The organism is Lysinibacillus sp. NPDC093210, assembly GCF_044753985.1.
Classification (GTDB): Bacteria; Bacillota; Bacilli; order Bacillales_A; family Planococcaceae; genus Lysinibacillus.
In genome coordinates this window covers 585,778-599,685 of the sequence record NZ_JBIVOE010000002.1, presented here as the reverse complement: position 1 = coordinate 599,685, position 13,908 = coordinate 585,778, and the positions used below count along the sequence as shown (strand labels likewise).

Here is a 13,908-nt window from a genome sequence, read left to right as displayed (position 1 = left end):
GGAGGAAACAGCATGGAACGTCGACAGCAATTACGAAAATTTATTCAGCGTGCAAAAAACTGTTTAACATTTGAGAGAAGTCTACCAATTGCACAGTACGGGTTGTTTTTAGCATTGCTTTCGAGTGCTTTGCTCGTCCTTGTATCAAGATTGTTTGTTTGGCCATATTATCGTCAGATTGCTCTTGCTACATTTATTATAGGCATACTTGCTACAGTCGTTTTAATATGGTGGCGACGTGTTAAAGAGAAGGAAGCATTGCATGCGTTGGATCATTACTTCTCTCATAATGAATTAGTAACAGCATTGTCATTTAAAGATGACAAAGATCCACTCGTACAATCTTTACTTACAAAGGCTGTCCAAAAGTCGGAAAAAGCATTTGCTGAATTTAAAGCTAGAAAGAAAAATTTGTTTCGAACTAAAGCTTTCGTGGGCTTTTTTGTGACAGCTGTCGTATTAGCAATACTTTATATGTTCCCAGCTGCAACGCAAATCGAGGCGATTGAAGTTGAAAAAGAAAAAGCGGTTATTGAGGACATAAAAAAAGAAGTTGCCAAGTTAGAGAAAAAAGCAGAGACAAAAGAAGTGAAAGAGCAGTTAAAAGAATTACAAAATACATTAAAAGAAACGCAAACAGCGGAAGAAGCGTTACGTGAAGTTGTGAAAAAGCAGAAGGAATTAGCTCTAAAAGAACAGCAATTAAAAGATAAGCAAACAGCGAGTAATGAAGGCGCTGCAGACAATAACAATGATGCTTTATCAAAAGAGGAAATCGCACAGTTGAAAGAGCTTGCTCAGACGCAGCAGCAGCTTACACAAAGTGCAAATACAACGCAAACTGCGATGAGCAATTTAGGGAAACCAGCAAGCAATACATTACAAAATGCTATTGCCAGTGCTAATAGTACAAATAAAAACCAGCAGAGCAATTCAAACTCGAATCAACATTCTTCAGGTAACGCACAGCCGAGCGGTCAAAAAGGGCAATCGGGACAGCAAGGACAAAATAATTCCCAAAGTGGTACCCAGCAAGCAACAGGTAATGGGCAATCACAAGGCAATCAGCAAGGACAGGGACAAGGTCAGGGACAGGGACAAGGACAAGGACAGGGACAAGGACAAGGGCAAGGACAAGGACAGGGTCAAGGTCAAGGGCAAGGGCAAGGAAATGGTGCGGGGCGCGGTCAAGGCAGCCGTAATTTATTAACTACACCTAGAATTGGTGGATCTAACGAAACGACTGTCGATGGCGGGCAATTAGGCGACGGTTCGCATGTATCTGAGCAACAAGGAAATGGGCCGATTACAAAGGGTTCTATCAAGCCGTATGAAGAAGTAATTGGCTCATATAAAGATAGCTATTTAGAAAGCTCTGAGCGTTTACAATTACCGAAGGATTTACAACAAGTCGTGCAATCATATTTCACGACTATTGAGCAGCAGTAGGAGGAGAAAACATGGCATTTACAGAACAACAGTATGTCGAAATGGGTACGAAATTACAACAAGTAAAAGATGAAATTCATCGCTTTATTGTTGGACAAGAAGAAGCAATTGATTACACGTTATATGCAGTCCTTGCAGACGGCCATGCGCTGTTAGAGGGGCTTCCAGGTTTAGGGAAAACGATGCTCATTCGTACAATTTCTGAAGTGCTCGATTTATCTTTTTCTCGTATTCAATTTACACCGGACTTAATGCCCGCTGATATTACAGGAACAAGCATGATTGAGCGAACAGCAGACGGCAGACAGCAATTTACATTCCAGCCAGGACCAATTTTTAGTCAAATGGTATTGGCAGACGAAATTAACCGTGCAACACCGAAAACGCAAAGTGCCTTGCTTGAAGCAATGGGGGAAAAAACAGTTACGATTTTAGGTGATACGAAGAAAATGGCAAAACCATTTTTCGTTTTAGCTACACAAAACCCTATTGAAATGGAAGGTACATATCCGTTGCCAGAGGCGCAAATGGACCGTTTCCTTTGTAAAATTCTCGTTCCTTATCCCGCGAAAAGTGAGCTTATGGAAATTATGAAGCGGACAACAGGTGCGCAAGAAGTAAGCTTACAAAAAGTTTTGGATACAGATGGACTAATATTGGCACAACAAATGGTTAAGGAAGTGATGATTGCTGATGAGATGCTTGAGTTTGCAGCAGATCTTGTAGTGGCAACACATCCAGAAAGAGAAGAAGCTATAGATGAAGTAAAACACTATGTACAATATGGCAGTGGTCCAAGGGGCTTACAAAGCTTAATTAAATTAGCGAAAGCTAGAGCACTAATGAGTGGACGCTTTCATGTATCTGTAGGGGATATTAAGTCAGTGGCGAAGCCCGTATTCCGTCACCGAATGCTGCTGAATTATGAAGGGGAGGCTTCAGGTAAGACAGCAGATGATGTGATCGATGTGATTTTAGAAAAAGTACAGCAAGGCGTAAGTCGATGACAAAAAACATATTGCCCGAAGATTGGTTAGCGAAAATTAGTCGTTTCCAAGTGGCGACTGCCTCCAAATTGCGTGGCCAGCATAAAGGCTCGCATCGTTCGCAGCGCTTCGGGGCATCCCTCGATTTCTCTGATTTCCGCGAATATCATTTAGGTGATGACGTGCGACAAGTAGATTGGAACGTTTTTGCAAGAACCGATAAATATTTTATTAAACGTTTTTTAGACGAGCAAGAAATGCGCGTGCATATTTTATTAGATGCAACAAAGTCAATGGGCGATTCGGCTAAATGGACGTTCGCAAGGCAAATCGTTGCTTCACTTGGATTAATGGTACTTGGAAGAGATGACCGTTTATCGTTTGCTTATGTGCAGGATGACGTGAAGCCACCGTTTCGTCGTAAAGGTGCTATGTATCGTCGTGCATTTTTGCAAGTTGTAACAGATATTGAAGAAGCAACTTATACAGCAGGCTTTGCACAGGGAGCATTAAAGGCTTTACCAAAGGATAGTACAGTGCTATTCATCGTGACGGATGGGCTTGAACCTATTGAGGAATGGGAGCAGTTATTGAGAAGATTACCCCGTTTTGCAGGTGATGTCCGCATTTTACAAATCGTTACGGAGGAGGAGCTATCCCCTCATTATGCAGGAGATGTGCGTTTACTCGACCGTGAAACAGGACGTGATGTAAATGTCACAATGTCATCAAAAGTACTAAATACGTATGAGGCAAGACGTCGCCAGCACGAAGAGGAATTTGAAGCGATTTGTCGTCGCTTTGGTGTACGTAAACTGCAGCTTAAGGTGGAGGACGGGTTGCAACATGCAATCTTTCAGCAATTATTAAAAGCACATTGGATTAGGTGAGGTGAGCCGTTTTGGGCTTTAGTCAAATTATGTTTAGCTGGACGGCCATCATCCCGGTCATTGTCCTGCTCTATTATTTCTTTCGAAAAAAATATACCGATCAAACGGTGTCCTCAACACTTTTTTGGTCTGAAATTATGCAAGAAACTCGGGTTTCTCCATATTTAAAGCATTTACAAAAAAATGCGTTGCTCTATTTGCAATTACTAGCATTGCTCCTATTAGTGTTAGCACTGATGAATCCGTATGTGAAGAAAAGTACTATTGCGGGTGCGCAGACGATTTTTATCGTTGATACGTCTGCTACAATGCTAGCCGGTAAAGAGCAATCCACATTTGATGCACATAAAAAAGAAATGCAATCATTAGTGGACCAACTTGACGGACGACCTGTCACATTGATAACATCTGGCAATACGCCACAAGCAGTACTACAGCAGGAAACGAATGTGAAAAATATTGAAAAAGCGATACAAGATTTACATGTAACATATGAAACTGCGCAAATGAATAAGGCACTTGATGTTGCACAAGCATTTGTTGGTGATTCGCAAACATCGATTTATGTCTTTACAGATTCACTCGATAAAAAACAATTACCAATGGAGAAAGATTCAGTGAAATGGCTCGTTTATGGTTCTGAAAAGGGATTAGCAAATGTTGCGATTACACGCTTTGCTGCAACCACAGATGGTAAATCTACGATGGCGTTAGTGCAACTACAAAACGATACCGACCAGGAGCATGAGCTGACAATTACCCTTCAAAATAATCAAGGTGAAGTGATAATAGACGAGCAAATATCTTTAACAGCGAATGAGGCTACGACTAAAACATTTAAAGATTTACCCTTAATGGATACTATAACAGCGAAGATTGATGTGAAAGATGATTATGCTGTGGATAATACACAATCGGTTGTGCTTCAAACTGCTACCTCCAATATCGTTATCGATCAAAACATGCATCAACTTATTCAAAAGGGCTTTCAATCTATTAACGATAATGTAAAGATTGTGCCGTCATTACAACTAGCGGATAACCAAAATGCTACCATCGTAACAAATCAAACATCATTACTTCAAAAAATACAGAGACCGTTAGTGTTAATTGGACGTGATGATGTTGAAAAAAAGGAAATCAATGGTGAGGTAAAAACAACGAGCGATGCTTTATTTGCATTTAGTGAGTTAAATGATATTTATGTAAGTGCTCTGTATCCGTCTTTTGATGGTTATAAAACAATTGCTACAGTAGGTGATAAACCGTTTATTCAACGATCACCACAAGGGGATATTATCGTTCTAGCTGATATTGCAGATACGGATTGGCCATTATATCCTTCGTTCCCTTTATTTTTATGGAGTGCGGAACAACAATTATCTGAAACAGTAGGATCTCTTGGCATTTTCGCACCAAATGAGCAACGTTCAGTTGCGTTAGCACAGGGAGAATGGAGTGTCTATTCTCAGGACGATGAATTTTTATCGACAATCACTAACGGTTTATTAACTGCACCGATGCAGCCAGGTATTTACATGGCTCGTTCAAGTAATGAAGAAAAACGTCTTATCGTGCAACTACAGGCACCTGAACGTGTGATAGAAGAAGGGACAAGCTATACGCTTGGAGAGCTTCAACAAAATGGCAAAGAAGAAGTATCAAAGGCTTCATTTGTCCCTTGGTTAATACTTATTATTTTATGTTTACTTGTAGCAGAGTGGGAGGTGCAACGACGTCGTGGATTTACGAATTGATACGCCATTAGCCTTATTGTTATTAGTGCCATTGTTTATGTACTTTGGGTGGACTTATTGGCAAGAGCGTATGCGCTTGAAGAAAAGCCATCTTGTTGTAATGAGCATTCGTGTAATAGCAATCGGTTGTTTGGTCTTTGCACTCGCAGCGCCCTATATTTTATTACCAGTAAAGGACGAGCAAGTATTATATTTAGTTGACCGTTCTGCTTCGATGAATAATACAGAAGCGGAAATGACTAGTTTTATAGAGGAAAGTTTGAAAACGAAAAAGGATGAACAACTTGCAGGGATTTACTCTTTTTCATCAACTCTCCAAACAGAAGCGATTTTATCGAAATCATTAAAGGAAGTTCCAAAATTTACTGAAGTCAAAGGAACAGACCAAACGGATATTGAGCAAAGTCTTCAACTTGCTACAGGTATTGTCGATCCTAAAAAGGCAACAAGACTTGTTTTACTAACAGATGCCAATGAGACACAAGGGAGTGCGCTAGATTTTGCAACGAAGCTAAAGGGCTCCAATATTAGTGTAGATGTCGTTCCATTTCATCAAAGCGTGACGAATGATGTGTCGCTAAAAAGCTTTGTCACACCACAAGTAGCTTACGTAGGTGAACAGCAGCAGCTTGTTACGGAAGTAAATGCAACAGCTCCAGGACAAGGGGAACTATTACTGTACGAAAATGACGAACTCATTCATCGCGAGTCTGTGGAACTTGCACAAGGTTCAAATGTTTTCACATATAAACATACGGCAACTGCAGAGGGGCTTGTAAAATATGAGGCACACGTGCAAGTTGGACAGGATGCGATTTTTGAAAATAATAAATTAACAAGTATTACAATGGTGCAAAGTGAGCCACATTTACTCATTGTTAATGGCTACGATACGGCATCACCAATTGCTGCAGCTCTAGGGGCGAATTCAATCTCCTATGATGTGATAGATGCAGCAAGCTTGCCAAATGAACTATCTAGCTATTTGCAATATAACGCTATTATCTTCGATAATGTACCTGGACACTTAGTCGGTGAAGCGAAGATGAGTGTTATTGAGCAGGCAGTCAAAAACTTTGGTGTTGGCTTTACAATGGTCGGTGGTGAAAATAGCTTCGGCTTGGGTGGCTATTTTAAAACTCCAATTGAAACATTATTACCTGTTGAGATGGAGATAAAGGGTAAAGAGCAATTGCCATCGCTAGGACTTGTCATCGTACTTGACCGTTCAGGAAGTATGTATGGCTCAAAATTAGAGCTAGCGAAAGAGGCGGCCGCGCGATCAGTTGAAATGTTACGCGATGAGGATTCGCTTGGGTTTATTGCCTTTGATGATCGACCTTGGGAAATCATTGAAACTGGACCGCTTGGTAATAAAGAGGAAGCAGTCGATACGATTTTATCGGTGACTCCTGGTGGTGGTACGGAAATATATAGCTCACTTGCAGCAGCATATGATAGTTTGGCAGATTTAAAATTGCAGAGGAAGCATATTATTTTATTAACTGATGGACAGTCGCAATCAGGCAATTATGAGGATTTAATTGAAAATGGTAAGGAACAAGGAATTACACTTTCTACAGTGGCGATTGGACAAGATGCAGATGGCAACTTACTACAGTCATTAAGTGAAATGGGTAGTGGTCGTTTCTATGATGTCATTGATGAACAAACAATTCCTTCAATTTTATCACGTGAGACAGCAATGATTTCACGTACTTATATAGAAGACAATCCATTTTACCCTACAATTTATAATGCAGCTGGATGGAATGCACTCTTTGCAAATGGTGTGCCACAAATGAATGCATATATTGGTACGACAGCGAAGCAGGGAGCTGCTGTGATAGCTGAAAGCGAGAAGGAAGACCCTGTATTGGCACAATGGCAATATGGACTTGGTAAAACTTTTGCTTTCACATCAGATTCGACAGGGAAATGGGCTGGTGACTGGGCAAGGTGGCAAGAATGGGGATCATTTTGGCAAACTATCATTTCGCAAATGCTACCAAGTTATAATGATGTAGCCTATGATGTACGTCTTGATACAGATGGCTCATTTATCATCACGGACCCGACAAATGAAGCTGCATTTTTAGATATTGTCGCTGTCGATGAATCTGGCGAGGAGCTTGATTTGCAGCTTGAAACGATTTCTGCCTCGCAAGTACGTGCAGTTGTCAAAGCTAAACCAGGGTTGATTTTTTTCCGTATTGCTGACGAAGAGCAGGCCATTTACCAGGCTGGTCTAAGCGTACCGTACAGTGCAGAATATGAATTACGTCCCGTGAATGAAACACTTGTTGAGCAACTAACGATGCAAACTGGTGGCTCTGTCTTGAAAGAACCACAAGACGTGTTCCGTAAGTTCACTAACAAAGGAGCAGAGCGCCAAAATATTGCAACATGGTTACTATTAACAGGGATGCTATTATTCTTCGTAGATATTACGATTCGACGCTTTGGATGGAGCTTCATACCAAGGCATAAGCAAAAAGAAAAGTCTATAGAAGAAGCAACCGTACAGGCGGAGGACACGAACGTTGCACAGTTATTAAAAGGAATGAAAAAACGCTCTTAATCAAAAAGACGATGGCACATTGCTCAAAGCATGTGCCATCGTCTTTTTTATAAACAAAGCTATTTCGTAAAAAGAATATGCGATGCGGTTTTCCGTAGATTGCTAGCAATCAAAATACCAAGAAATGCCCCAATTAAACTAGATGTCAAAAATGCAGGCATAAAAAATAAAGCACCTACAGATGTTCCCATTAATAATTGCGCATATGGTACAGCGACTAATGAGGCAAGGATACCTGTGCCAAATACTTCACCAACACCAGCTAGCCAGTTGTTGCGACTGTATTTATAAGCAAAAGCTGCACATGCTGCCCCGATGACACTGCCTGGAATCGCCAAAAGAGAGCCTGTACCTGTTAATATACGAATCAATGCTGTAACTATAGCAACGATGATAGAAGGCATAGGACCTAATAAAATGGCACAGATGACATTGATCGCATGTTGTACAGGATAAGCACGAGCAATGCCAGTTGGAATGGAGACAAAAATAGAGCCTGCTACTGCAATAGCTACTAATAAAGCCATAGTAGTTAGTTTTCGAATAGACATGATAGTTACTCCTTTTAGTTTTGTGGGATGAATCGCCGATAGAACAAAGTGAACCGCCGGTGAAATGCTAGAAATCGCCGATAGGCATCCCGAAATCGCCGATAAAACCGGACAAATCGCCGGTAGTCCTCGCAAAATCGCCGTTAGCACTGTCTAATGAATACAAAAAAGCCGCTCCCTTGTACGAAAGGAAGCGGCCTTGCAATTTAAAATTACACGAAAGCAAGCGTCGCCACTTCCCTCCGCTAGTATGAACTAGATCAGGTTCAAAGGGTTCGTATATGAGTATATACGTCTCAGCCTTGTAAAGACTCCCCTAGTGGTGTTAAACGATTTAATTTTTCGATAATAAATGTACCATATTACAAATAATTGTCAATGGACTAATTTGAATCAGGTTGCATAAGATGCGGCGCCTTTTTCAATGTCCAAATGAGCGCTAGTAAGAAGCATGTCATTAAAATAATTGCCCCAAATATATACGGACTGTTCATATTCCAATCGAATAAAAGACCCGCAAGTGCAGGACCAATCATATTTCCAAGACTCATATAGGCATTGGTAAGTCCAGCCGCTAAACCTTGTTCATTGCCAGCAAGTTTAGAAATCAGTGTGTTGACGGCTGGGCGAATAAGTGTTGTTGCCGTTGAGAAAATCGTTGCGACAACTAAAATAAGTGCAAAGCCAGAAACAAATAATATTAGGAAAATAGCTACAGCAGCAATAAATAAATTGACTAATACAACTTTCATTTCCCCAAAGCGCTTAAAGAGTGGTGTGATGATGAACATCTGCACCACAACACCAAATGCACCACCTACAGTTAAAATTATCGCAATATCGGTAGGTGTATAGTTAAATTTGTCTGTCACAAATAATGATAATGTCGTTTGGAAATTGGCGATGCCGAACGAGAACACTAGCATAATAATCAACATGACAAAGTATGGCATTTGGACTGAACGTGCCATCTGCCTCACAAGATTATCTTGCTTTTGTGCTTTCTGAGCTGCACTTGGTTTTGTAGAAGGTAATAACAACAATGAAAGGATAGAGGCAATAATAGCTGCTCCTCCAGCCATAAAGAATGGGAAATGCAAACTAACTTTAGATAAGAATCCACCAATACCTGGTCCAATCATAAAACCAAGAGACATTGCGGCACCTAACATGCCCATTCCTTTACCTCGTTCTTCATACGTTGTGATATCTGCTACAAACGCCATAATTGGAGGTGCTACAAAGGCAGAACCTAAACCTCCTAAGAAACGAGCAACAAAAAGCATCCATACGTCTGTAGATAGCCCGAACGATATTTGCCCAATACCAGTTACAATCAGACCAAAAACAATCAAGTTTTTTCGACCATATCGATCCGAAAGATTCCCAGCAATTGGAGAAAAAATGAATTGTGCAAAGGCGAACGTTGCAATTAACATGCCAAGAACTTGTCCTGCTGCACCAAATATGTGTAAATACTTTGGCATAACAGGAATAATAATTCCGATACTCCCCATTGCGATAAACATATTAAACATTAAAATATACAAAGCCGCCTTGTTTGACTTCTGCTGGGTCATTGAATCCCCCCCTTTTTTTTATATTGAAACATTATTCCAGTCTATCATAAAGAAATATTGCTTGGCTATTGGATTATAGTCGTAGATGAATGACCTGATCATTCATCTACGAAGACATTGTTTATCCTCTAAATAATACCGTTGATTTCCACTACTGGTGTCGCTTTCCGCGGGCACACCGTAAGCCGCAACCCTCCGCTCCAATCAACTGAACACATCGGAAGTGAAATTCTATCTTAGTACTATCAAAAGAAAAAATGACAAAAGACACCAAGTGTTTTGAACTCTTGATGCCTTTTGTCGACTCTCTAAGAGAGAAAAATATTGTTTTTTCTCATTAGTATTTATCGAATACTCATTTTAAATTCTAAAAACAACTCATTGTATTTGCCTAAATAATCTGGCCCTAGGTTTTTATATACTTCTAATGTTTTACGTTGCTCCTCGGAAGGGTAGAAGCGCTCATCAGTAACAACTTCTTTATCCATTAAGTTCATTGCTGCAATATTAGGAGTAGAATAACCTACATAATCAGCATTTTGAGCACCAGATTCCTCTTTCAACATAAAGTTAATAAAAGCATGTGCACCATCAACATTTTTCGAAGTTTTCGGGATAACCATATTGTCAAACCACAAGTTTGAGCCTTCTTCTGGAACAGCAAAGTCTAAGTCTTCATTTTCAAATAACATATCTGCTGCTTGACCAGACCATGTGAGAGCAACAGCCGCTTCATTATTAATCATTAAAGGTGTAATTTCATCTCCGATAATTGCTTTAACGTTTGGAGCAAGTGTAATTAGCTTATTTGTAGCCTGACGTAACTCATGGTCATCTAACGAGTTAAGAGAAAGGCCAAGACTATTTAAGCCCATGCCAATAACTTCACGTGCACCATCCACTAAAAAGACTTTACGTTTTAACGATGGGTCCCATAAATCTTCCCAAGAAGAGAAATCTAAGTCACCGACCAAATCTGGATTATAGACAATACCTACTGTGCCCCAGAAATAAGGAACAGAGTATTCATTGTTATCATCAAATGGTAAATCGAGAAAATACGGATCGATATTTTTAAAATTAGGTATTTTCGTTTTATCTAACGGAAGTAGTAAGTTTTCTTCCTTCATTTTTTCAATCATATATTCAGATGGCACTGCAATATCGTAAGCCGTACCACCTTGTTTAATTTTCGTCATCATTGCCTCATTTGAGTCAAATGTTTCGTAAATAACATGGATACCCGTTTCTTTTTCGAATTGCTTTAGCAAATCAGGGTCGATATATTCTCCCCAGTTAAAAATAGTTAATGTATCTTTACCACTTTTACCACCGTTCGCACTCATTGCGTCAGCAGCGTACATTAAAAGGGCGGACACGACAAGAATAGCGATGGTAGCTTGAATTAAAGATTTCATTGTTGTCCCCCCGTTCTTTTACTTGTACGGCTTGTAAAGAAATAATAGCCGACTACAACTAATATCGTTACGAAGAATACTAAACCAGAAATTGCGTTAACCGTTAACGAAATACCTGCACGTGCCATCGAGTAAATTTCAACAGATAATGTACTAAAGCCATTTCCTGTTACGAAAAATGTTACGGCAAAGTCATCCAATGAATAAGTTAAAGCGAGAAAGAAACCTGCAAAAATACCAGGCTGAATATATGGTAAAATAACGCGCATCATGACATCTTTTTTCGTAGCACCAAGATCTAAAGCTGCATCAATTAACGACTTATTCATCTCAAGCAACTTCGGTAAAACCATAAGTACTACAATAGGAACACTAAACGCAACATGGGCTAATAATACTGAAGCAAAGCCTAGTTTAATGCCAACCATTGTAAATAATATTAAAAAGCTTGCACCGATAATAACATCTGGACTAACAATTAACACATTATTTAAGGAAAGTAGGGTATTGCGCATTTTCGAATCTTTTACCGTAACAATACCGATTGCTCCTAATGTGCCAATAATCGTCGAGATAAGGGCAGAAAGCAATGCAACAATTACCGTATTAATTAAAATAACAAGTAGTCTTGAATCCTCGAATACTGCCTTGTAATGGTCCAATGTAAAGGATTGAAAGTTAGTCATGGAATCCCCACTATTGAATGAGTAAAAGACTAAGTAAAATATAGGTGCATACAGGACGAGAAAAACAATCGCTAAATACACTTTTGCAGAAGTTGAAAGTTTGCTCATCGTACGCGACCTCCTTTATCCTTTTGACCTGTAATAAGCATAATAATCACCATGAATAAAATTAAAAATACGGCAATCGTTGAACCCATACCCCAGTTTTGCGTCACAAGGAATTGCTGTTCAATTGCTGTACCAAGTGTAATTACACGATTCCCTGCAATTAAGCGAGTAATCATGAATAGTGATAAAGCTGGAATAAATACAACTTGAATCCCTGATTTAACGCCATCCATCGTTAATGGTAATACGACGCGACGGAATGTTGTAAAAGCAGATGCGCCTAGGTCGCGGGCTGCGTATATAAGCGTTGGATTTAGACGATCCAATGAGTTGAAAATTGGTAAAATCATAAATGGTATAAAAATATAAACAGATACAAAGACAAAGCTAATATCTGTAAATAACATTTGCTTCGGATCAAAGCCGAATACTTCAATCGCTGCGTTAATCGGACCATATAAACCAAAAATCCCTATAAACGCGTATGTTTTTAACAATAAATTAATCCAAGATGGAATAATAATGAGCAATAGCCATAGCTGCTTGTGTTTTGTCTTTGTTAAAAAATAAGCAGTCGGGTATGAAATAAGCAGTGTAAAGAATGTTATTAAAAACGCATACCAAAACGAACTAAGAGTCATTTTTAAATAGACAGAAGAGAAAAAAGCTTTGTAGTTATTAAGCGTAAAATTGCCATGTAAATCTAGTAGGGAGTAGTAAACAACGAGAGCAATCGGCGCAATAACAAACAGTGCAATCCATAAAACGTATGGAAATAACGCGGATTTCGAAGTTTTAGTTTGCATCTTCGTCATCTCCATAAGATTCTAGACGTTTATCGAACTCTTCCTCAGTTTCATTTAAGCGCATTACATGAATGGCTTCTGGATCAAAGTCTAATCCGATTTCTGTCCCTACATCAGCTTTTTTCAATGAATGTACGAGCCATTCATTGCCAGCCTTGTCATATGTGGAAAGCTCATAATGTACCCCACGGAATAATTGAGTATCTACCTTAACAATTAATTTTCCTTTGTCGACTGTTGTAATTTCTAAATCCTCTGGACGAATGACAATATCAATTTTCTCATTTGGTTTCATCCCTTGGTCAACACACTCAAACACTTTACCTGCAAATTCAACTGTAAAATCTTCTATCATAACACCGTTAACAATGTTTGATTCTCCGATAAAGTCGGCAACAAAACGGTTAATTGGTTCATCATAGATATCTACTGGTGTACCTGATTGTTGAATTTGACCTTCACTCAGTACAAATATTTCATCACTCATGGCTAAAGCTTCCTCTTGGTCATGTGTAACAAATACAAAAGTTTTACCAAGTCTTTGTTGTAATTCACGTAGTTCATACTGCATTTCTGTACGAAGTTTTAAGTCTAGTGCAGAAAGAGGCTCATCAAGTAAAATTACCTCTGGATCATTCACAATGGCACGAGCGATAGCCACTCGTTGACGTTGACCACCTGACATTTCAGAAATTTCACGATTGCCATAACCTGCTAAATTGACAAATTTAAGCGCTTCTGACACACGTTCTTTAATGTTGCTTTCAGGAAGCTTTTTAATGCGTAGTCCAAATGCTACGTTTTCAAAAACGTTTAAATGTGGAAATAACGCATAATCCTGAAACACTGTGTTAACTTGGCGTTCATTTGCTGGAACAGTATTAATTTTTTTATCGTGGAAGAATACATCACCTGTAGTAGGTTCTGTGAAACCAGCAATAATACGTAATATAGTTGTTTTACCGCAACCAGAAGGACCGAGTAACGTATAAAACTTCCCTTTTTCAAGCTCTAAGTTAATATTTTGTAGGACGACTGTACCGTCACTATATGATTTTGAAACATTTTCAAATCGGATAATTGAATTTGTTGTCAT

Annotated in this window: 11 protein-coding genes and 1 riboswitch; of the genes, 5 read left to right on the top strand and 6 right to left on the bottom strand. The window is 39.3% G+C overall.

The features are described from left to right. Nucleotides 1-12 precede the first annotated feature (12 nt). From ACIP9C_RS08410 to ACIP9C_RS08390, 5 genes are read left to right on the top strand one after another with little or no spacing between them, the layout of a single operon-like run. On the top strand, nucleotides 13-1,449 hold the full coding sequence (locus tag ACIP9C_RS08410; protein ID WP_401009637.1) for a hypothetical protein: 1,437 nt from the start codon (nucleotides 13-15) through the stop codon (nucleotides 1,447-1,449). Nucleotides 1,450-1,460: 11 nt separating this feature from the next. Further along, nucleotides 1,461-2,456, top strand: coding sequence for an AAA family ATPase (locus tag ACIP9C_RS08405; RefSeq protein ID WP_401009636.1), 996 nt, complete (start codon nucleotides 1,461-1,463; stop codon nucleotides 2,454-2,456). Further along, entirely contained in the window at nucleotides 2,453-3,325 is an 873-nt protein-coding gene (locus ACIP9C_RS08400; RefSeq protein WP_401009635.1) for a DUF58 domain-containing protein, read from the top strand. Before ACIP9C_RS08405 ends, ACIP9C_RS08400 begins: the two co-directional genes overlap by 4 nt. 11 nt (nucleotides 3,326-3,336) lie before the next feature. Next, the gene (locus ACIP9C_RS08395) at nucleotides 3,337-5,082 is read left to right on the top strand and encodes a vWA domain-containing protein (protein WP_401009634.1); all 1,746 of its coding nucleotides are present in this window, start codon (nucleotides 3,337-3,339) and stop codon (nucleotides 5,080-5,082) included. Next, on the top strand, nucleotides 5,066-7,663 hold the full coding sequence (locus ACIP9C_RS08390; RefSeq protein WP_401009633.1) for a VWA domain-containing protein: 2,598 nt from the start codon (nucleotides 5,066-5,068) through the stop codon (nucleotides 7,661-7,663). Before ACIP9C_RS08395 ends, ACIP9C_RS08390 begins: the two co-directional genes overlap by 17 nt. A 59-nt stretch (nucleotides 7,664-7,722) precedes the next feature. On the opposite strand, the gene thiW is transcribed toward ACIP9C_RS08390, so the two are convergent. The 6 genes from thiW to ACIP9C_RS08360 all read right to left on the bottom strand — a co-directional run bounded on the left by thiW (nucleotide 7,723) and on the right by ACIP9C_RS08360 (nucleotide 13,908). Further along, entirely contained in the window at nucleotides 7,723-8,214 is a 492-nt protein-coding gene (thiW, locus tag ACIP9C_RS08385; protein ID WP_401009632.1) for an energy coupling factor transporter S component ThiW, read from the bottom strand. Nucleotides 8,215-8,434: 220 nt separating this feature from the next. After that, a riboswitch (TPP riboswitch) is annotated at nucleotides 8,435-8,542 on the bottom strand. 55 nt (nucleotides 8,543-8,597) lie between these two features. Beyond that, nucleotides 8,598-9,794 carry an MFS transporter gene (locus ACIP9C_RS08380; protein WP_401009631.1) on the bottom strand — a complete coding sequence of 399 codons (1,197 nt, stop codon included), beginning with the start codon at nucleotides 9,792-9,794 and terminating at the stop codon, nucleotides 8,598-8,600. Between the two features lie 344 nt (nucleotides 9,795-10,138). After that, entirely contained in the window at nucleotides 10,139-11,212 is a 1,074-nt protein-coding gene (locus tag ACIP9C_RS08375) for an ABC transporter substrate-binding protein (RefSeq protein ID WP_401009630.1), read from the bottom strand. Continuing rightward, nucleotides 11,209-12,006: an ABC transporter permease gene (locus ACIP9C_RS08370; RefSeq protein WP_401009629.1), complete on the bottom strand. Its 798-nt coding sequence runs from the start codon at nucleotides 12,004-12,006 to the stop codon at nucleotides 11,209-11,211. The genes ACIP9C_RS08375 and ACIP9C_RS08370 overlap by 4 nt, the downstream gene beginning before the upstream one ends. Further along, a complete protein-coding gene (locus ACIP9C_RS08365; protein ID WP_401009628.1) occupies nucleotides 12,003-12,812 on the bottom strand; it encodes an ABC transporter permease in 810 nt (269 codons plus the stop codon). Before ACIP9C_RS08365 ends, ACIP9C_RS08370 begins: the two co-directional genes overlap by 4 nt. Further along, nucleotides 12,802-13,908, bottom strand: coding sequence for an ABC transporter ATP-binding protein (locus ACIP9C_RS08360; RefSeq protein ID WP_401009627.1), 1,107 nt, complete (start codon nucleotides 13,906-13,908; stop codon nucleotides 12,802-12,804). The genes ACIP9C_RS08365 and ACIP9C_RS08360 overlap by 11 nt, the downstream gene beginning before the upstream one ends.